This is a genomic window from Hymenobacter negativus (assembly GCF_017571495.1).
In the GTDB taxonomy this organism is placed as follows: Bacteria; Bacteroidota; Bacteroidia; order Cytophagales; family Hymenobacteraceae; genus Hymenobacter; species Hymenobacter negativus.
On sequence record NZ_JAGETZ010000008.1, the window covers coordinates 149,680 to 171,278 of the forward strand.

Below are 21,599 nucleotides of genomic sequence, written 5' to 3' on the forward strand. Positions count from 1 at the left end.
CAGCATTGGGGCTTTTTCATGCCTGTTTCAGTAGCGAAGGGTCTGGTGAGTTTTGGAGCGGTAAGGAGCGGGAGCTTGTCGATAAAGGCGGGGGATTGGGCGACGTAATAGCCGACGCTTAGGGTTTTCTGTTAAATTTACAATCTCACTTCAACTCATTCTTTCTTAATGACACAACAATACTCGCGCTGGCCCGCCGCCCTTCGGCTGGCGGCATCCGCGGCAGCCGGTTCTGGTCGTGGCCGGGCCGGAGCCCTGCTGCTGGCTCTGGGCCTGACCCTTGGTGCTAAGGCACAACGGGCTTCGTCGCCGTTTTTTCAGGCCGATGCGGAAGCCCGTAGCGCGGCAGCTACGTCCCCACTATCGTCGGCGCTGTTTCACTCGCGGCCACTCACGCTGGATGTGAACGGCCTGCACGCTGCGCTGGCCACCGCTCCGCTCGAAAACCGGGCCGATGTTGCGCCGCTGGTGCTGGCCCTGCCATTGCCCGACGGTAGCACCGGCCGCTTTGCCTTGCGTGAGGCCCCCATTATGGCGCCCGCGCTGGCCGCGCAGTTCCCGAATATTAAAACCTACGCCGGCATCGGCCTCGACGATGCTTCGGCCTCGGTACGCCTCGACCTCTCGCCCCAGGGCTTCCACGCCCAGGTGCTGACGGGCAATGGCAAAAGCTTCTATATCGACCCCGTGACCCGGAACGACACCCGGCACTACCTCGCGTTCTACAAAACGGATATGAACCGGGCGGCGGCGGCGGCTGGTGCACCTTCGTCCTGCGACTATCAGTTGACGCCCGCCGACAAGCAGGCCGCAGCTGCTCGTCTGGTGACTGCCGCTTCGGGCAGCAGTAACCTGGTGCTGGCCACCGGCCCGCAGCTGCGTACTTACCGCCTAGCCTTGGCCAACACAGCAGAATATGCAGTTTTCCATGGTAACACTGCTGCGGGGGTAATGGCTGCTAAGGCCGCTACCGTCAACCGGGTAGTGGGCGTTTATGAAAAGGAGTTGGCCGTGCGTCTGGTGCTGGTAGCCAACAACAACTTGCTGGACTTCCTGAGTGGTACCGGTACCCAGCCGCCCACCGCCTACACCAACAGCAACCCAAACTCCCTGCTTACGCAGAACCAGAGCAACATCGACGCCATTATTGGCTCGGCTAACTACGACATTGGCCACGTGGTAAGCACCGCCGGCGGCGGCCTGGCCGGCTTGGGTGTGGTGTGCTCTTCGACCCGCAAAGCACAGGGCGAAACCGGGACTAATTCGCCCGTAGGCGATGCCTTTGATATCGACTACGTAGCTCATGAAATGGGTCACCAGTTCGGTGGTAATCACCCTTTCAATGGCAACGATGGCAGCTGCGCCGGTGGCAACCGCAACGCTGCTACGGCCTGGGAGCCTGGTTCGGGCTCGACCATTATGGCTTATGCAGGTATTTGCAACACTACCAACGACCTGCAGGCGCATTCCGATGCTATTTTCCACACCGGTAGCTACCAGGAAATGCGTGCTTTTATTGATGGCACCACTTGCAGCACCACCTCGGCTACCGGCAACACGGCTCCTGTGGTAACGGCTCCGGCCAGCGGCAAAACCCTGCCCATCGGCACGCCATTCAAGCTGACCGCCACTGCCACCGACGCTGATGGTGACGCCCTAACCTATCTGTGGGAAGAACTGGACCTTGGCACGCAACAGTCGCCGACGTCTGCCCAGACGGCCAACAACAACGTGCCGTTGTTCCGCTCATTTGTGCCCCTGACTACTGGCACGCGCTACTTCCCCCGTCTGAGCGACCTGGTGAATAATACCACCGTTATCGGGGAGCGTTTGCCCACGGTAACCCGCTCGCTTAACTTCCGCTGCACAGCTCGCGACGAGCACAGCGGCACGGTGGGCGTGATTGGTGGCGTGAGCTATAGCTCAACGGTGAACATGGGCGTGACTAGCACCGCTGGTCCGTTTGTGGTGCAGTTTCCTAACACGGCTGTGAGCTGGATAGGTGGCGCCGCCCAAACCGTGACCTGGAACGTAGCCAACACTACTGCTGCGCCTGTAAGCTGCGCCCTCGTCAACATCCGGCTCAGCCTTGATGGCGGCCTGACCTATCCCACCACGCTGGCCACCAACGTGCCCAACAACGGCTCGGCCATTGTGATAGCTCCTAGCCCCACCACGGCCGAGACCCAGGCACGCATCATGGTGGAAGCAGCTGATAACTACTTCTTCGACATTTCGAACGCCAACTTCACCATCACACCGCCCGCCGTTGGACCTACCATCACCAGCTTCACGCCCGGCGGTGGTCCGGTGGGTACGGTGGTAACCATCTTGGGCTCGAACTTCACGGGCGCTACGGCCGTGGCCTTCAACGGTACGGCTGCTGCCAGCTTCACGGTAGTATCGGCTACGCAGATTACGGCTACGGTGGCCGCTGGCACTACTACAGGTGCCATCACCATTACGGCACCTACGGGTATGGCTACTTCGGCTACGCCGTTCGTCGTTGGCGCCCCGCCTACCATCACGAGCTTTACGCCTACTACCGGCCCCGTTGGTACGGTAGTCGTTGTCACCGGCACCAACTTTACGCTGGCTTCGCAGGTGACTTTCAATGGCATCAGCGCGCCTACCTACACGGTAAACTCGGCTACTCAGATTACAGTTACGGTGCCCACCGGCGCTACGACTGGGGTAATTGGGGTAACTACGCCCACGGGTTCGGGTGTTTCGACGGGTAGCTTTACGGTTATTCCGGCTCCAGTTATCACATCGTTTACGCCGGCTTATGGCCGCGCGGGCACGGTGGTAGTGCTCACGGGCAATTACTTCACTGGGGCTACGACTGTGGCCTTCAATGGGGTTAACGCGCCCACGTTTATCGTCAACTCCAACACGCAGATTACGGTGACGGCGCCCGCTGGCGTCAGCACCGGCCCCATCACGGTAACCGGCCTGGGTGGCCCGGGCACTTCGACCACCAACTTCACCGTTCCTACGGTGGCCAACGACCTATGTGCTGATGCTATCGCCCTGACCTGCGGCACACCGGTGACCGGTACCCTCGTGGGCGCCACCGCTTTCGGCGACCCCACGGCAACCTGCAATGGCATCGCTATTGATGGCGGTGGCGTATTCTATACCCTGGTGGGCACGGGTGCCAGCGTTACGATATCGACCTGCAACGCAGGTACTGCCTTCGATACCAAGCTGTTTGTTTACACTGGCACTTGCAGCAGCTACGTCTGCGTAACAGCCAATGACGATGTAACCTGTGCTCCGCGTCAATATGCTTCGTCAGTCACCTTCAACACGACTCTAGGTACTACCTACCGCATTTTCGTGACGGGCTATCAGGGCGCAACCGGGACGTTTGTTCTGAGCACGACTTGCGCTCCGCTCGCCCCCACGGTGGCCAGTCTGAGCCCCACTACCGGCCCGGCTGGCACGGTCGTAACCATCACCGGTGCCAATTTCACGGGTGCTACTGCCGTGACGTTGAACGGAGTAGCCATCACCGGCTTCACCGTAGTGAATGCTACTACCATCACCTTCACGGTGCCTGCCACCGCCACCACGGGGCCGGTAGTAGTTACCACTCCTGGAGGTGCTAGCACCGGTACCACGTTCACCGTAACGGTTGTATCAGCTTCTGCTAACGCCAACAAGAGCGAGTTCAGCGTGTGGCCAAACCCGGTGGCTGGCAAAGGCACCCTGCACGTATCCCTGACGACTGCGGCTACCAAGGCCAGCGCTACCCTGCGCACCGTGCTGGGTCAGACAGTAGCTACCCGCACCTTTAGCGGTAGCACCACCGACCTGAGCATGGCCAACCTTGCCAGTGGCACCTACCTCCTCACCGTGCAGATGGACGGCCGTGCGCCCAGCATCCAGCGCGTGGTAGTGGAATAAGGTTGAGTCTGGCCGGGAGCTTCCCGGTTGTATAAGAAAAAGGCCCGCCAATTGGCGGGCCTTTTTTGTGGGTGGTAGCGTCTGTCTACCGGTCGCTCTTTGTGTTGAGCTTGGCTACTGGCACGAGTAGCTCCTGTAGCCAGGTAGGGCGGGGCGGGGGAGAGGTGTTCAATTTGGCCTGCCACTCCTCGTCGGTGAGGCGGCTTTGGCTGCGGAACTCGTAGTAACTGAATACCGGACCGACGGCCACCACGGTCGTGCCATTAATATCGACTACAGTGTACAGGGCATCAACGGCACCTACTGCTTCTTCCAGTACTTCAGCATTGAAAGCGTACACATCGGCCACCACGCCAACGTGGCGTTCCCGGTCGGGCAGCCGGTCGGTTTTAAGGATGTTGAACGTCAGCTGCTCGGCCCAGCCGCCGATTTGGGCCATTTCGGCCATGTAGTCGGTGCTTACTTTTTCGCCGCGTAGCTCCTGCTGGGCAATGGTGCGGAGCTTGGTAATCTTCTCACGCATCTCCTTATTGAGGCCCGACAAGTGCTCGGTATTGACTTTTAGCCTGGTAAGAGCCTGGTCCTGAAATGCCAGCAAGCCCAGGGCCGCCTCCCAGAAAGGCAGGTTGGGCTCCACGTAAGCTAGAATGATGGGCTCGGGCGGGCCGCCACCGCCGTCGCCCATTTCTGCCGCCATCGGCTGCTCAGAATACAGCAGCAGGTCGTGCTTGAGCTCGGCCCAGCCGCCGAGGGCAGTGCTCAGGTTGCGCTTCTGCCAGGCTGGCGTGCGCGCAAATAGCGGGGTTCCTACGGTAGCCGGGGCGGGCGCATTGAGGCTGAGCAGGGTTTGCAGAGTCTTGGTGTAGAGGTTGCGGTCCCAGACCGGGGCCTTGGCAAGCTGCTTTTGCAGCTGGCGGAGCGTGTCGGGGTAGGCGGGCCACTGGGCGGCTTCGTGGTAGTGGCTCAGTAATACGTCCTGCGCGGTGTGGTTGCCGAAAGTGGCAAATACGTCCAGCCCTTTTGGAAAGGGGCGTTTGCGGTTGAGCACCTCCGTCAGGCGCGAGAGAATTTCCGCGTCGAAGGTGTAGCGGCCGGCTGTGAAAAGGAGGGTAGGGCGGTCGAGGGCATCCTGGGCGTGAGCGGTGACGCCTTTGGGCCGAATGCGGTCGGTGCCAGTGGCCAGCAGCGCGGGGCGTAACTGGGCCAGTACGGCGGGCGTGGCCAACTGGTCAAGGGTTTTGCCGGCGTAGGCAGGGCTACCCAGCAGCTTGAGCAAGTTAGTGAGCGAGCGGTTGTCCTCGTCGCCGGCCAGCACATCCAGCACCTGTGTGAAGCGCTGGAAGCCGCGGGTTGCGGCTGGATTGCCGGCCAGCGCCTTGGCTAGGGCCACGGCCCGCAGCAGGCCCGCATCGGAATCAAGAAAAACCGGGGCGGAGTTCAGCCATTTCACCGTGCGGAAGTAGCGCTTGGTGGTATCGTTGCGGGTGTACATACCGCGGGGCTTCAGCGCCTGGTACTGAAAAAGGGAATCCTGCAATAGAACCGAACCCTTGCCGGCCGCCGCAGTGGCCTCAGTTACTTCGGTCCGGGCATCGGTGGCGTAAGTGGCAGGTACCTGTGCGGCTTGGCCGGTGAGCAGCTCATGGCCCACCGCGTAGTAGGCTGCGGCCCATTCGGCGGCATCGTGGGCGGCGGGCAGCTGGCTTTGCTGGGCCAGGGTGCGGGCCTGGGCGTTGCCTTGGCGCAGCATGTCGGCTACAATGGGCCCCAGCCGCTTTTCCTCCACGTCGCTGAGAATGCCGTTCAGGTACTTGTGCAGCAGCTGCAGGAACAAATCGGTGGTGACAAAAGCGGGCGTGAAGGCATATTCGCCCTTGTCGTAGAGGTAAAACAGCTGCTCCTCGCGGGTGGGTACCACAGCAAAGTTGCTGCGGGTGAGGGTGCTGAGTAGCGCTGGCGGCAACAGAAATTCGCGCTGGTTGGTGATGAAGTCGGGGTTAATCATCGAGAAGCCGCCCTGTTTGGTCAGGCGGCCAGCCTGAAGCTTGGTTTCGAGAGCCAGAACTTTCTGCTCGAAGGCAACTTCCTGCTTGTTGAGCGGCACTGGAATAAGCTTCGGCGCCGTGACGACACCCGCCGAATCAGTCCCTTCGTCCCACAATGGAGTGTACCAGGCTGTTTTATCGAAATAGCGCCGGAGTGTGGCATTCATAAAACAGTAGCCGTTGCGGGCGTAAAGCGTGTTGCGCAGCAGCATGAGGTCGAGGTAGGACTTCCCGGCCAGGGGCTGGTTGTAGTCGAAGGCCGGCAGCGGGGCGCGCTTCGGTATTTCCCCTTCGCTGGTTTCGCCGTAGCCCTCATAATATTCCTTGATGTAAGGCCGGGCGTATATTTTGGCCAGCTCGCCCTTGTCTTCCGTGAGCTGCACGGGCACCTGCTCGCCGAAGCCATTGTCGTGCAGCGTCGTGCCGGGCGGGGCCACAAGCGCCGCCGAAGCAGGGCCGGTAGCAGACGGATTGGCTGAATGGCGTTGCCAGAAAAACCAGGCGGTGCCCAACGCCAGCAGCGCGGCTACCGCTAGGAGCGGGAGTAAAAGTTTGCGATTCATACTGAAAGGAGGTTCATAGCTGGGAGAAGGAGAAGAAAAAGCATCACAAAACAAAGCAGCGGTAAGCCGCATCCCGCGACAGCCGCCGGGCCAAAAACCGGTCGAGCACCAGGCCAAAGCCCTGCCACCGGTATTGTCCAACGCAGTAGAGGCCATCGGGCGCTTGTTCGATGGTGCGAACATACGTCCGCCCATCGGCCGCCGGCCCGGCCCGGAAGCACAGCAACTGGAACGTGAGCCGGGAGCCGCGCCACTTCGGCTGCCAATGCCCCGCCGAATCGAGCGAATAAACAAACAAGCGCCGCCGCCGGACAGTGTCGAGCGGTGTGGGTTTGACCGGACCCAGAAGCAGGTCGGTCCGGCCGTCATTGTCCACGTCGCCAGCACCGAGAGCGTAGATGGGGAATCGCAGCGTGACTGTAGTAGCGGTGCCACTGGGCGTGCGCGCCCAGGCCTGGTATTGCCGGGAGTGGGGCAGGTAGCGCAGCCGCGCTGTCACGAGTCCCGTTGGGCCGTCTACTGTTACTTGCCGCTGAAAATAAGCCGGTAAAGAATCTGCTTTGGCGGCCAGAATGCTGGATTGGAGCTGCCAGCCACCCACCGCATCGGGGTTGAACCGAAGGTTGGGGGAATAGCGTCGCAGGCGGGCCAGCAGGCTAGCTGTTGCCCGCGTGTTGGCCGCGTGTGGCACCGCATTTATCAGCTGCAAGGGCCGCAGGCAGGTGGTTGCTACCTGCCCGGCGCGCAGGTCGAAATCGACTTGCAGTGCGAGGTCGGTGGCGGCCCTGTGCTGGTCGAACAGGAAGTTGCCAAGGCTGTATATAATGGGTTTACCACGGTAGTATTCCACAGTTTGCACTACATGCGGGTGGCTACCAACCACGGCCGTCGCACCACAGTCGATGAGGGCGCGAGCCTGCTGCCGTTGGCCGTCGGTGGGCTGGGCCGCGTATTCGGTGCCCCAGTGCAGGTACACCAGCACGGCCCGTTGCGGAAACAGCGTTTTGTAAGCCGCCAGCCGCTCACACAATGCACTGAAATCGCGCCCGCACACGCAGCCCTCGCCCGGCACGCCCACCCGAAATGCCGAATACGCCAGCACTGCTACGCTGCTATCGGGGCCCAGCAGCGTGGGCAGGCAGCCGGCGGTCGAATCGGGCTGGTAGCCCAGTGTACCCAGGCGGGCCGTGCTGGCGGCCCGGTACGTATCACGCAAGCCGAACCAGTGCTGGTCGAGCGTGTGGTTGTTAGCCAGCGACACGTGCGTGAGCCCCAACCGCCGCAGCCACGCCGCCCAGCGCAAGTCGGCCCGAAAGGTGAACTGCTTGGCAACCGGCTGTTCTGCAGTCGTGAGCGGACACTCCAGGTTGCCAATTACGTAGCGGCTGCCGGCCCACCAGCGGCGGGCGCGGCGGGCCAGGGTGGCGCTGTCGCGGGCCAGCGCGGCGGGCACGTTGCGCGCCAACAGCACATCGCCCACCATGCTCACTCGCAGCGGCGGTGCGGCTGATTGAGGCCGGCAAGCTGTCAGCGCGCCACTCAGCATTCCCCCACTAAGAAGACATGCCACAAACAGAATGCGCGCAGCTATTGAAAATCGCAAGACGGGAGGCAGTGGGGCGAAGGTAAGGGCTGGGCCGCTGCTAATGCTATGCCTGCAAGGCTTTAGAGCCAGCCTGGGTTGTTAGAACGAGTACCCTGAATTGGCAATTCGGGGTACTCGTTCGACGCAAACAACGACTTATTCAGCGGGCCGAGGAGTAGGCAAAGGCAGATACTCAAGCACCGCTGCGTTGATACCGGCACGGTTCAGCGCTAGTTGAAAATCTGCAAATAGCTCAGGCAATGACGTATAACTCTTGCTACCTGCCCCTAGGTGATGACCGTATTGCAGGTAGATGTCGCCAAATGGGTTAGATGCCTTGTCCCCGGAGTTTAGCAGCTGATGGAACCACGACGACTCGCGCTGGCCAAACTTGCGGCTGTCGGCCGCTGCATCTCCGGTTGCGTAGTAACGAAGTTTCCTGGGGTCGACCTGGTCGCTGTGGCACTCATCCACGAAGGCTTGCAGGGCAGCGGCCCGAGTGGAAGCATCAAAAGCGGGCACGGCCAACAGTGCTATCAGGTCGGTGAGGTCTTTGTAGCGGGGGCGCACCAGGGTTTGGTGTAGTTTCCAGGCTACCTGTAAGGCCAGGGGACAGGTGCGCGGCACCAGAAAAGTCTCGCCTTCGAGGGGGCGATAGGTGAGCGGTACCGGCGGCGGCTCCACCACCAGGTTGAAGCTTACGTCGACCGAAATGCTCAGCATGGTGGCTTCGGTAGTAGGAGGATGGCCGGGCAGCCAGACGCCGACATCTGTGTTCACGGTGGGGAAATCGTCGCTCATGGCATATTCTATCATGCGCCAGAACGTGTTTTCCCGGAAGCTCTGGAAAGTGAAGCCGTCGGTGGCGGGTTGCTCGGTTACGGCGGTAGCCCAGGCATTGAGCAGCGTACGCATCTGCTCTTCGCTCTGGGCCGGTGTGAGGCACACCCAATCCAAATCCTGCGGAATGCGCTGCTCGGGGTGGGCAAGGTATTGGCGCGTTACAAAGCTGCCCTTCAGCATAAATGGCCCACCCACTGCTGCCGCCCGCCGGATAAAGGCCTCCTGCGCCAGCATTTCATTGCGCGGAGTCCAAAGTTTTTCTGGTGTCATGAGGTGTTAGTTACTAGTTATCAGTTATTAGTCATCGGGCCGTTTTTGAACACGAACAACGGACAACTAAAATCAGGTGGTTAGCCAACCGGCATCGAGCGATACCCGGCTGTCGAAAAAACAAAATTCGGCCTGCTGCTTGGCTATGTGCCAGCCATTAGCCACTAGCCCGGCCTGCACCACTGCCACGCGGGCCGCAAACTGAGCCACCGGCCCAAACTCGCGCAGGGTAACGAAACGGACATCTGGCCGATGGCGCAACGCATTGGAGGAGAGGTGCACCGCGTGCTGTTCACACCAGGCCCGCAATGCCGCTTCTCGCTCATACCTTACCCGGCCGTGCCACTCGTAGTACGTGCCGCCCGCGGCACGCTGGGCCGGGCGTGCCCAGGCCGCACCCCAAGCCGGTACCTCCAGCTTAAGCCGCAGCACCGGGTAGCCACCATCCCCAAACTGCTCCGCCAGCTTTCTCGCCTCTAGCAGCGCATCGGCTGGGGCGATACCCGTTTTGATAAGGCTCAACATCGGTTGCTGGCAGTGCTGACCGCGGGCCAGCTCAATCAGCAAAGCCTTACCACCAGCCCGCTGGCACAATGCCTCAAAGCCTGCCAACTCGTTGGGCGTCAGCGGAGCAGTAGTCAGGTGGAACTCAACTGGTAAAGCTTGTAAGGAATAAGACATGGAAAGGCAAGGCGCGTGAGTAGTGCGTAGAAGTGTTCCAAACGGAAGTCGGCTTTTGAAAGTAAGTCAACAAAAATGGGAAGCCCGGCCCAAACCGAACTTCCCACTACCAAATACTGACTGCTCAGTACCAACTATCAGGCCTCAAACTACGCTGCCCGCATGTGGCGTAGCGGTGACTTCTCAAACTTGCTGCGGCAGTAACTCAGGTTAATCTGAAGCTCCGAGCTGTCTTTCTCCGATGGCATCTCGAACATGGCATCCGTCATGATGCTCTCGCAGATGGAGCGCAGGCCGCGGGCGCCGAGGCGGTACTCATCGGCTTTCTCCACAATGTATTCCAGTGCGTCCTCCGTAAAGCTGAGCTCGATATTTTCCATGCTGAACAGACGCTTGTACTGACGCACGAGCGAGTTTTTGGGCTCGGTCAGAATCATGCGTAGCGTTTTATGGTCCAGCGGGTTGAGGTGGGTGAGCACGGGCAGGCGGCCAATGAGCTCGGGGATGAGGCCGAAGCTCTTGATGTCCTGGGCCGTGACATAGCGCAGGAAGTTCTGCGTGTCGACCTGCTCCTCCAGATTGGTTTTGGCGAAGCCCATCGGCTTGGTATTCAGGCGGCTCTTGATGATACGGTCGATGCCCGAGAAGGCGCCGCCGCAGATGAAGAGGATGTTCTCGGTGTTCACCGAAATCATCTTCTGCTCAGGGTGCTTGCGGCCCCCCTGAGGTGGCACGTTGATGTTGGTCCCTTCCAGCAGCTTCAGCAGCGCCTGCTGCACGCCCTCGCCGCTCACATCGCGGGTGATGCTGGGGTTGTCGCTCTTGCGGGCAATTTTATCGATTTCGTCGATGTACACGATGCCGCGCTCTGCCGATTCGAGGTTGTAGTCGGCCGCTTGCAGCAGGCGGGTGAGGATGCTTTCCACGTCTTCGCCCACGTAGCCGGCCTCCGTCAGCACCGTAGCGTCGGCAATGCAGAAGGGCACTTGCAGGATTTTGGCCAGCATGCGCGCCAGGAAGGTTTTGCCGGTGCCGGTTTCGCCCACCATGATGATGTTCGATTTCTCAATCTGCACCTCGTCGTCGGAGGGCTTTTGCATGAGGCGCTTGTAGTGGTTGTACACCGCCACTGCCATCACGCGCTTGGCCTCGTCCTGGCCCACCACGTACTGGTCGAGGTGTTCCTTGATGGCCTTAGGCTTAATAAGCGTAAACTTGGGTTGTTTGCTAGCGTCCTGAGCCTTAGCCTCTTCGTTGAGAATGTGCTGGGCCTGACCCACGCATTTCTCGCAAATGTGGGCATTGATGCCCGAAATCATGACGGCGACTTCGCGCTTGCTCTTATTGCAAAAGGAACAGGATATTTCGGCCACGGAAAGAGGAAAACAAAAGGGTGGGAGGGCGCGCTTTTCAAACAAGCGGGCTCAAAGATACGACAAGCCCAACGTCGGGGGCCAGAAAAATGGTGCCGCTACGCAAAGGTCAAAATACAGCATTTGACGGATATTGCGTAGTTTTAACCACTGTGCCTTGCACAAAGCGGCTGGGTCGGGGCTTTGTTTTGGGCTTACATCAAGTGTTTATGCTGAAGAGGCTATTGAGGATGCTGGTGCTCGCCTGGGTGCTGCTGCCCCGGCCAGCCAGTGCCCAGACGCTGGCATTGCGCGAATATACCATTGCCAATGGCTTGCCTCAGAGCATTGTATATGCGCTGTGCCAGGATGCGCGCGGGCGGCTGTGGGCCGGCACGCAAGGCGGTGTGTGCGTCTTTGACGGCCAGCAGTTTCGGGTGTTCGACGGCCGCCGCAATCTCACCGACAACCACGTGCGGGCCGTGGCCGCCGCCCCCAACGGCACCATGTGGCTGGGCCACGAGTACGGCGGTTTGGCCTGGCTGCGCGATGAGCAGGTGGGACGGTGCCGCCTGCCAGGCCTCACGCTGCCGCTGCACGCCCGCCATATCTGGCTGGGACCGGGCGGCGCCGTGTGGGTGGCCACCGAGGGCCAGGGCCTGCTGCGCCTCCGCTGCGGCCCCCGCGATACCAGCCTTACCCGCTTCGGCCGGGCCCGGGGCCTGCCTTCTGATAAAATAGCTTTTGTGGAAGCCGGCCCCGCCGGACAGTGCTGGGCGGCTACCGATGCCGGCCTTGCGGTACTGAATGCTACCACGGGCCAACCGCTGCCCCAATTGTGCCAGGCCCTGCCGCCCGCCGTGCGAACAGGCACTATCAATAGCTTTTTTCGGGTGAGTGACACCCTGTTTTGGGTGGGGACTGGGGGCGGGTTGCTGCGTCTGAGCGGCAGTTCGCGGGCGTGGCGCGTGCGCCGCTTCGGGGCGGAAAACGGCTTGTGCAGTGCCAACGTGCGACGCGTGCTGCAAGACCGGGAGGGCCGCGTGTGGGCCTCCACCGAAACCGGGCTGAGCCGTATGGCTGCCACCGGGACCCGCTTTGAATGCGTGGCGGTGGGCAATAGCTTCGACAGCGACGTGGCAGCGGACCTGCTCGAAGACCGCGAGGGTAGCCTCTGGACCGTGCACGACAACGGCATTGCCCAGCACCTGCCCGATGAGCGGTTTGCCCAGTTCACCACCGCGCAGGGACTGCCGAACAACGAAGTGCACAGCATCCTGAAAATCAAGTCCGGCGAATACTGGGTGGGCACCCCCAACGGCCTGACGGTGTTGCGGCCAACCGCGCCGGCTGGGCAGCAAGCGCGGATATTGCCGCTGCCCGGCTTTCGCAAGCAGCCATTTGCGCGTTGCCTGTTCCGCGACAGCCGGGGCGACATCTGGGTGGGGCTATCCGAGGCTGGGGCCCTGTGCTACCACGCCGCCACCGGCCACTGGACGGCCTTCAACCAAACCCCGGGCCTGCGCGGGCAGTCGGTAGCCAGCATAGCCGAGGACGGGCGCGGGCGCGTCTGGCTGCTCACGCGGCAGGCCGGCCTGATGGTATTCGACCCCGCCACCCAGGCAATCCAAGTTTTTGACGCGCAGCATAGTAGTCTGCCTACCAATAATCTGTGGACGATTAAGCGGGCTCGCAACGGCCTGCTTTGGGTGGGAACCGATGACCGGGGCCTTGTGCGCCTGGACCCAGCTACGGATACTTTTGAGCCCGTGGCCGGGCAGCCGGCGCGCCTCAGCATCGGGTCCATCAGCGAGGACCTGCGGGGCAATTTGTGGCTGGGCAGCATTGGCAGCGGGCTGTTGCGGTATGATGGCAAGCGGCTGCAATCGTTCGGTCTGCAAACGGGGTTGCAATCCAACAACCCGTTTTTTGTGCAGTGCGACAGCCTGGGGCACGTCTGGCTGGGCACCAACCTGGGGCTCGACTGCTTCGATATTCGCACGGGTCAGGCCCGTAGCTACGGCCTCACCGAAGGCTTTCTGGGGCAGGAAACCAACCAGAATGCCGTGATGCTGGACCAGCGCGGGCAGCTGTGGGTGGGCACCATCAACGGCCTGATGCACTATAACCCCGCCCTGGCCCGGCCCAACCGCGTCGCCCCACGCACGTCGGTGGCGGGCCTGCGCATCTTTCTGAAGGATACTGCGCTAACGTCCGGTCTGACGTTGCCGCACCAGCTCAACCACCTCACGTTCGACTACATTGGCGTGAGCCTGACCAATCCCGGCAAGGTGCGCTACCAATACCGGCTGGCCGGGTTCGACCCCGACTGGGTGGGGCCGCTCAAAGCAACTTCGGCCACTTATACTAACCTGCCGCCCGGGGACTACTCTTTTCAGGTGCGGGCCGCCAATAATGACGGCGTCTGGAATGCCCGCCCAGCCACGTATGCCTTTACCATTCAGTCGCCGTGGTGGCGGCGGTGGTGGGCTTATGTGTTGTATGCAAGTGCGTTTGGCCTGGTGATTTATGGGGTGCGGACCTACACCCGCGACCGGGAGCGGGAGCGGGCCGACCGTCAGCTCGAACACCAGGCCCTGCGGCACCTGCAGGAGATGGACCGGGTGAAAACCGACTTCTTCACCAACGTCAGCCACGAACTGCGCACCCCGCTCACCCTCATCCTGGGCCCGGCCGAGCTGCTGGCCACCGACCCGGTGGACCCCGAAGTACGTCAGCGTGGGGGCTTGGTGCTGCGCAACGCCCGCAAGCTGCTCAACCTCATCAACCAGCTGCTCGACCTGAGCAAGCTGGAAGCGGGAGCCCTTCGGCTGATGCCCACCTCGGGGGATGCGGCTATTGCGGTGCGGCAGTTGGTAGCCGCGTTTTCGTCGCTGGCCGGTAGCCGCGCCATATGCCTGTCCTGCGAAGCACCGCCTGCCATTCCGCTGGTATTTGATGCAGCCAAGCTGGATGAAATTCTGACGAACCTGCTGGCCAATGCCTTGCGCTTCACGCCAGCTGGCGGAACCGTCACCGTCACCGTCGTTGAGTTGGGCCCAACGGCCAATGCCCCGGCGGGCAGCGTCGAAATAACCGTGCGCGATACCGGCGCTGGCATTGCCCCCGAAGACTTGCCGCATTTGTTCGACCGTTTTTATCAGGCTAGCAATGCCGCTACCGATGGGCAGCGCATGGGCACCGGCATTGGGCTGGCGCTGGTGCGCGAGCTTACCACATTGCACGGCGGCCGGGTGAGTGCCGCCAGCGAACCGGGCCAGGGAGCCACGTTCACGGTGCAGCTGCCCAAAGGTTTGCTGTCGGTGGCCGATGCACGGCTGCCAGTCAAGTCGTTTGTGGCGCGGGTGGCGAGCGAGCCCGCGCTGCCACCCGAGGTCGGTGCCCCCGCCAGCACCGATGCCGACGTGGTGCTCATTATCGAAGACAATGAGGAAGTGCGCGAGTTTGTGCGGGCTACGTTGGCGCCCCTCGGCTACCACCTGCTGTTGGCGCCCGACGGGGCCGCTGGCGTGGCCCTGGCCCGAACCGAAGTGCCCGACCTCGTGGTGAGCGACGTGATGATGCCCGGCCTAACCGGCTACGAGGTTTGCCAGCAGCTCAAAACCGATGTGGCCACCAGCCATATTCCAGTGGTGCTGCTCACGGCCAAATCCGGTTCCGAAGCCAAGCTCGAAGGGCTGGAAACCGGGGCCGACGCTTTCCTGGCCAAGCCGTTTGACCCGCGCACGCTACGGGCTCAGGTGCGCAACCTGCTGGCTCTGCGCGAGCGGGTGCAGGCGCGTTTCACCCCCGTGCCAGCTCCCGGCAACAACGACCGAATACCAGCCGTAGCGGAGGCCAAAGCAACTGTAGAGCCCACCACGTCCCTGCCCACTTCGGAGTCACCACACGAGGCGGCCGTGGCTGGCCTGCCCTCACTCGACCAGGAGTTTTTGCAGCGCGTGAGCGAGACCGTATTGAAGCATCTGGCCGACGAAGCATTCGGCGTAGACCAGTTGGGCAACGACATTGGCCTGAGCCGAACGCAGGTGCACCGCAAGCTAAAAGCCCTCACCGGGCAGAGCCCCGGCGACTACATCCGGGGTACGCGGCTACACCGGGCGCGGGCCTTGCTGCGGGCCCAGGTCGGCACGGTCGCGGAGGTTTCCTACCAGGTGGGCTTTGGGAGCCCGGCGGCCTTCTCCACCGCTTTCTCCCGGCAATTTGGCTACCCGCCCAGCGCAACTGCCCGTCAGAATAATGAAAAGTCCAGCGACAAAGTCAATAAGCCGGAAGGGGATAAATACTAAAATAGTGCTGCTTAAGCCTTGCCGGTGAGCTTCCTTGCTCACCGGCTTTTTTGTGCTTGAGACAATGAAATCTGGGGGCAATGGCACAAAAACGAAAGCAAATGCGCGGTTTGCGCAAGTGGTGCAACGTTCACTAACGCATTCGCAACACCAGCAGATGGCATTCGACAGGGGGGAGGCGTGCTTTGGCAATATCAATCAGCCATCGTTTAGCCTTTATAACCAGTCATGAAAAAGTTCTATTGGATTCTGTTGCTCACAGGCCTGGGAATTGGCTTGCCGGCAACCGTAGTACAGGCCCAACTCACTATCTCCGGACCTGTAACGCTGTACATCGGACCGGGTGGACTCATGGCGATGCCCTCGTACCTGACCGTGGGCACGGGCGCTACACTTACTAATGAAGGCCAGCTCGATTTTGGCGGTGACCTGACCAACAACGGCATCGTGACTGCGCCCGTGACGTCGGCGGCGCAACTGCGGGTCATGGGCGCGGCCGGCCTCCAAAACCTGACTGGTTCGGCTACCCTCCCGGTGCAGAACCTGACGGTGAACAACGCCGCTGGCGTGGCAGTAGCCGCTCCTATTAATGTGGCCGGCACCATCACGCTCACCAACGGCCTGGTCACCATTGGCAGCAGCACACCCATTACCCTGCTCACCACCGCCACCGACCCCGTTGAAACCAACAGCGCACGCTTGGTGGGACCCGTAACAATGGCTGCCCGTAGCGTGGGCGGCGGAGCTTTCGGACCCTTTCTGGGCCTGACCATGCCTGCCGGTGGGGGCAACGTGGGCAGCATTACCCTGACGCGGGTGACCGGGCCAACGGGCATTACCACGGTCGGGGGCAATTCGTCGGCGGCCGTATACTGGACGGTGGCTTCCTCGGCCGGCGGCAACCCCAAGCGCAAGATGTATTTCAGCTGGTTGAGCGCGCTGGATAATGGCCGCAACATGGCGCAGGCCACGCCGTGGCGGAGTGATGCACCTTATACGGTATGGACGCAGGCCGATGGCCCTACTACCAACGTCTCGGCGTCCAACCCGCGCCAGTACAACCCTGGGGCGGCCAATACCGAAGATGTGGTGGGTCGCTTCACGATGTCGGATGTGGCCACGCCACTGCCGGTAGAGCTTACCGCCTTTACGGCCCGGCGCGAGGGTGTGAATGCCCGCCTGGATTGGAACACGGCATCGGAGAAAAGCAACGACTACTTCGACGTGGAGCGCAGCCGCGACGGGCTGGAGTTTGAGCCGGCCGGCCGCGTGGCGGGCCAGGGCAGCAGCACGGTAGCCCACGACTATTCTTTCCTCGACCCCAAGGTGGCGCAGTACGGCGTGCCGACCCTGTACTACCGCCTACGCCAGGTGGATAAGGAGGGCACTGTTAGCTACTCAACGGTACGCACGGTAGCCGTGGAAAGCGCTTCGGCCCTGCTGGTTAGCGCCTGGCCCAATCCTTCGGCCGGAGCCGGGCCACACATCCGGGTAGAGCAGCCCGGCGAGAATGCCCTCACCGCCACCCTTACCGATGCCACGGGCCGCCAGCTGGCCGTGTACCACACCACGTCCCGCCTCAGCGAGGGCCTGTTCGCAACCGAAACGGCCGCCCTGGCCAGTGGCGTGTACCTGCTGCGCGTGACAACTACTGGTACCAGCCAGGTGCTGAAGCTGGTCCGCGAATAAGCCACTGCCCATTCCTTTCCTCATTACCAGCACGTTTATGCTCGCTCTGCCCGCCCGCCGCCTAGAACCTGCCGACCTGGTGTGGGCTACGGCTCTGCTCGAAGCATCCTGTGCCGAGCACCCCGTGCTGGCGTACTGCTGCACCGGCCCCGATGCCCAGAGCAAGCGCCTGTGGCTGCTGGAGCAGCTGCTGCGTTTCGGCCTCCGCTTCGGCCGGGTATACACCAACACCGATTCCAGCGCGGTGGCCGTGTGGCTGGGGCCGGGCCACCCAGCTGCCACCCTGTATAAGATGCTGCGTACGGGGCTGCTGCCCACTGCACTCTGGCGGCTGAACTGGAGCGGGTTTCAGCGGCTTCGGCACTACCTAATGGCCACAGCATGGCTGCGGCGGCACAGCCATGCCGCCGCCACGCAATACTACCTGCTGGCCCTGGCCGTGCGGCCCACGGCCCGCGGTCGTGGGCTGGGCCGCCGCCTGCTCCAGGCCACACTGGTAGCCATGCAGGCCACGCATGCCCCCTGCTACATCGACGCCCAGCACCCGGCCCAGCTGGGATTCTTCCAGCGCTTGGGTTTCCGGATGATGGGCCAATGCCCCACCGGCAATGATGCCGCGGCCCCCACCAATTGGGGATTGATGCGCGAAGGACGCGCTTGATGGGGCAACTACTTCTAAACCTGAGTCAAAATTCTGAATACCAAGCATTATGAAAAACATCTTCGTTTTCTTACTCCTCATTGCCGCCTTGTTTCTGGCTCGCGTCAGCCGGGCCCAGATTGGGGTTGGCACGACTACGCCCAATGCGAAGGCAGCCCTCGACATTCAAAGCCCGGCCAATAACACGGGCGTACTTATTCCACGCCTCACGGCGGCTCAGCGCTTGGCCATTGCCTCGCCGCCGCAGGGCCTGATGGTATACCAGACCGACGGCACAACTGGCGGCGGCACCCAAACTGGCTTCTGGTATTATGGTGGCACCAGCGGCTGGGTATTTCTCAGCCCCGGCGGCGACAACTTGGGCAACCACACCGCCACCCAAAACTTGAACCTGGGCACCAATGAGGTGTTGGGCAACGGCAGTACCCGCGGCCTGAGCGTGCTGGCCGATGGCGACGGCCACCTGGGCAAAACCTCCTCGTGGGTGAGTACGGCCGACGATGGCCTGCTCCGGTTCGGCGACAACGACTATGTGACCGTGGGCGAAGCCGGCGGCGACGACCGCATGCAGCTGCGTGCCAAGACCTTCAGCTTTCTCCCCTCGCCTTCGGGCAGCTACTCCGGGGCGGTAGGCATTGGCACGGCGGCCCCGGCCAGCGCCTTGCACGTGTATTCGCCCAGCAGCCCTACGGTGCTGCGGGTGCACAGCAGCGCGGCATTTGGCGCAGCCGGCCTCGATTTCTATTCTGACCCCGAGGGGTCGGCCTCGGAATGGCGGCCCTCGTTTCTGCGCTCCATCGACGCAGGTAGCTTCACGGGCGGACTGGCATTTTACACCAACGGCACCGGCACAGCCAACAAAACGGCTTCGCTGGAAGGCATGCGCCTCGTCAACGGCCGCTTGGGCATTGGCACCACCTCGCCCGATTCGCGGCTGGATGTGGACGGCACCATCACCATGTCGGGCTCAAATGCCAATGAAGTGAACCGTGCCCAGACCGGTGCGGCCAACCTGCTGCCCATCTGCTACGGCAACGTGAACGCCAGCGCCACCATCAATACTGCGGGTAGCACGCCCAATTTCACCGTGACCAGAGCTAGCCTGGGCGTTTACGATATCTCCATCACGAACGAAAGCTATTTCTACACAGACTACACCACCGTAGCCACGCTAAACGGGGTAGGCGGGGAGATTTCGGTCAACAGCATTGGCGCTTTACAACTGCGGGTATTCACCTACGACTCGTCGGGAAGCTCCGCCGACCGGCCCTTCAACTTCGTGACTTACAAACCTTAGTTTTGCCATTAAGATGGCGCATGCTGACGTGCCCATTGACTTATCTTATTACTTCATCATTCTTTCTTTCAACCCAATGCAAATTGTTTTCCGCACTTTACTCGTGGCCGCGTGCGTAGCCACCCTGCCGCTCACCATGCAGGCCCAGACCCGCAAGCCGGCCCCCAAACCAGCTGCGAAACCAGCCCCCAAACCGGTCGCTAAGCCCGCCCCAGCCACCCCGGCTCGTACTGCTGCGCCAGCACCTGCGCCCTCCCCAGCACCAGCGCCCGCCCGCACGGCGGAGACATCCTCGCCCAGTGGGCCTTTCGGAGTGGGCACCAATGCCTTGAACCTGGGCATTGGGCTGGGCAGCCGCTATAACTACGGCTCTGGCTTTTTTGGTGGCAGCTCGTCGGTATCGCCGGCCATTAGCTTGTCGTACGAGCGGGGCTTCATGCCGCTGGGACCGGGCGTGCTGGGCTTGGGTGGCCTGGTAGCCTACCAGGGTGCCAGCTATGACCTGGGCGGTGGCGACAAATGGAAGTATACCGACATCGTGGTGATGCTGCGTGGCGCATTTCATTACCCTGTAAATGAGAAGTTTGATGCCTACGGCGGCCTGGGTCTGGGTGTGCGCCACGCTGGCGTTTCCTTCTCGGGTAGCAGCATCTACGGCTCCCTGGGCTCGGCCAGCGCCACGGAGTTTGCCGCGGGGCTTTTCGTGGGTGGGCGCTACTTCTTCACCGAAAGCATCGGGGCCTTCGCCGAGCTAGGCTACGACCAGACCTACCTCAAAGTCGGGCTTTCGGCCAAGTTCTAAGCCCGGAAGGCTGCCGGCAGGCGGCCGAAACGGAAGTGCTGCTACGCCATTCAATTCCCACCACTTCTTTCTTTCCGACTGCCTTATGAAAACCATTTTCCGCAGCCTTTTCCTGCTGATGATAAGCGCGGCGGCCCACCAGGCCGCCGCGCAAGTAGGCATTGGCACCCTTACGCCGGATGCTTCGGCTGCCCTCGAAATCCGAGCCACCAACAAAGGTCTACTCATTCCTCAAGTCACCTTAACCTCTCTCACTGATGGAAACACAATACCAACACCTGGAACTGGTCTTCTTGTCTTCAACCGTAACGCCGCAATCAGCGGCGGGGTGGGTTTTTACTACAACGCCGGCACAGCCGCCGCGCCCAGCTGGACAAAACTCAGCACCGGTACGGCTCCAACTGGCAGTGATTGGAGCCTGACCGGCAACGCCGCCACCGACTCCATAGCTAACTTTCTGGTTACGAATGATGTGAAGCCAGTTCGGCTGGGCATCAACGGCCAGGAAAAAGCCCGGCTGCACACGAATAGCGCATTCTGGCTGGGCGGTGACCCCCTCGGCTCCGCCTCTTTTCCCGACAACCAGTTGCTGATAGGCTACCAGGCCGGCAAAAAGCTCCCTACAATTTCCTTCAACAACCCGTTCATGGGCTACCAGGCCGGCCTGAAAACGACTAGCAAATACAACCAGTTTAGCGGATTTCAGGTGGGCCATTCCAACACCACCGCCGATGGCAACTATTTCGTGGGTTTTCAGGCGGGCATTAACAGCACGTCGGGCGGAGGCAACACGCTGCTGGGCTTTCTGGTGGGCCATAATGTGGCCACCGGGGCCGACAATACGGCCCTCGACAACCAAGCTGGCACGACGGTCTCGGGTGGCTCAAACAACCTGTTTCTGGGAGTTGGAGCCGATGCTTCCCAAGGGAACATTACCAACGCTACTGCCATCGGGGCCAACTCGCGGGTAGGCGGCAACAACCTGATGGCCTTCGGAACCAGCACCAATACCTGGATTTTTGGCCGCTCCACCATCGGCAGCTCCGCCTTTGCCCTGCAAGTGGGCACCAACGGTAGTAACGGCAACGGCGCCTACCTCAGCGACGGCGGCACCTGGACCAATGCTTCCGACATCAACCTTAAGGAAAATATCCAGCCCGTAGAAGGCGCGCAGGTACTCGGCCTCATCCGCGAGCTGCCCCTCTCGCGCTGGACTTACGAGGGCACGAATGACGAAATTCACCTTGGCCCCATGGCCCAGGATTTCTACCGCCTCCTCCACCTCGGACTGAACGATACCAGCGTGAGCACCATCGACCCGGCCGGCATGGCCCTCGTGGGCGTGCAGGAGCTGGCCCGGCAAAGCGATGCCCTGAAGGCCGAAAACGCCCAACTCCGCCAGCAGCTGCAAGCCGAGCAAACCGGCCAGAATGCCCTCGACGCCCGCCTTGCCGCGCTGGAGCAGGGCGGTGCCCGGTCGGCCGCCGCCCTGGTGGCCCAGGCCACCCGCTAAACCACAGCAGAACAAGCATATCCCAACCTCCGCTTCGGCCTGCCAGCACGATGCCATTCAACGCTCAAAGTAGCGC

Annotated in this window: 12 protein-coding genes; 7 read left to right on the forward strand and 5 right to left on the reverse strand. The window is 61.7% G+C overall.

Features of this window, described 5'->3' with window-relative positions:
• Positions 1-168: 168 nt before the first annotated feature.
• Positions 169-3,912, forward strand: a complete 3,744-nt coding sequence (locus J4E00_RS17180) for a reprolysin-like metallopeptidase (protein ID WP_208176422.1) — start codon at positions 169-171, stop codon at positions 3,910-3,912.
• 85 nt (positions 3,913-3,997) lie between these two features.
• On the opposite strand, the gene J4E00_RS17185 is transcribed toward J4E00_RS17180, so the two are convergent.
• From J4E00_RS17185 to clpX, 5 genes are all read right to left on the reverse strand, one after another.
• Positions 3,998-6,520: a DUF3160 domain-containing protein gene (locus J4E00_RS17185; protein ID WP_208176423.1), complete on the reverse strand. Its 2,523-nt coding sequence runs from the start codon at positions 6,518-6,520 to the stop codon at positions 3,998-4,000.
• Positions 6,521-6,563: 43 nt separating this feature from the next.
• The gene (locus tag J4E00_RS17190; protein WP_208176424.1) at positions 6,564-8,090 is read right to left on the reverse strand and encodes a CapA family protein; all 1,527 of its coding nucleotides are present in this window, start codon (positions 8,088-8,090) and stop codon (positions 6,564-6,566) included.
• 171 nt (positions 8,091-8,261) lie between these two features.
• Positions 8,262-9,218: a nucleotidyl transferase AbiEii/AbiGii toxin family protein gene (locus J4E00_RS17195; RefSeq protein ID WP_208176425.1), complete on the reverse strand. Its 957-nt coding sequence runs from the start codon at positions 9,216-9,218 to the stop codon at positions 8,262-8,264.
• A 72-nt stretch (positions 9,219-9,290) separates the two neighbouring features.
• Positions 9,291-9,899 (reverse strand): hypothetical protein, encoded by a 609-nt coding sequence (locus J4E00_RS17200; protein WP_208176426.1) that lies wholly within the window; start codon positions 9,897-9,899, stop codon positions 9,291-9,293.
• A 149-nt stretch (positions 9,900-10,048) separates the two neighbouring features.
• Complete coding sequence (clpX, locus tag J4E00_RS17205; protein WP_208176427.1) at positions 10,049-11,272, reverse strand: ATP-dependent Clp protease ATP-binding subunit ClpX; 1,224 nt, start codon at positions 11,270-11,272, stop codon at positions 10,049-10,051.
• Positions 11,273-11,481: 209 nt separating this feature from the next.
• Between clpX and J4E00_RS17210 the strand changes: the two genes are divergently transcribed.
• The 6 genes from J4E00_RS17210 to J4E00_RS17235 all read left to right on the forward strand — a co-directional run bounded on the left by J4E00_RS17210 (position 11,482) and on the right by J4E00_RS17235 (position 21,523).
• Entirely contained in the window at positions 11,482-15,561 is a 4,080-nt protein-coding gene (locus J4E00_RS17210; protein ID WP_208176428.1) for a two-component regulator propeller domain-containing protein, read from the forward strand.
• A gap of 228 nt (positions 15,562-15,789) precedes the next feature.
• Positions 15,790-17,250 (forward strand): T9SS type A sorting domain-containing protein, encoded by a 1,461-nt coding sequence (locus J4E00_RS17215; RefSeq protein ID WP_208176429.1) that lies wholly within the window; start codon positions 15,790-15,792, stop codon positions 17,248-17,250.
• 37 nt (positions 17,251-17,287) lie between these two features.
• Positions 17,288-17,911: a GNAT family N-acetyltransferase gene (locus J4E00_RS17220; RefSeq protein WP_208176430.1), complete on the forward strand. Its 624-nt coding sequence runs from the start codon at positions 17,288-17,290 to the stop codon at positions 17,909-17,911.
• A 49-nt stretch (positions 17,912-17,960) separates the two neighbouring features.
• Entirely contained in the window at positions 17,961-19,208 is a 1,248-nt protein-coding gene (locus tag J4E00_RS17225) for a hypothetical protein (RefSeq protein ID WP_208176431.1), read from the forward strand.
• A gap of 76 nt (positions 19,209-19,284) precedes the next feature.
• Entirely contained in the window at positions 19,285-20,010 is a 726-nt protein-coding gene (locus J4E00_RS17230) for an outer membrane protein (protein WP_208176432.1), read from the forward strand.
• 85 nt (positions 20,011-20,095) lie between these two features.
• The gene (locus J4E00_RS17235) at positions 20,096-21,523 is read left to right on the forward strand and encodes a tail fiber domain-containing protein (protein ID WP_208176433.1); all 1,428 of its coding nucleotides are present in this window, start codon (positions 20,096-20,098) and stop codon (positions 21,521-21,523) included.
• Positions 21,524-21,599 lie beyond the last annotated feature (76 nt).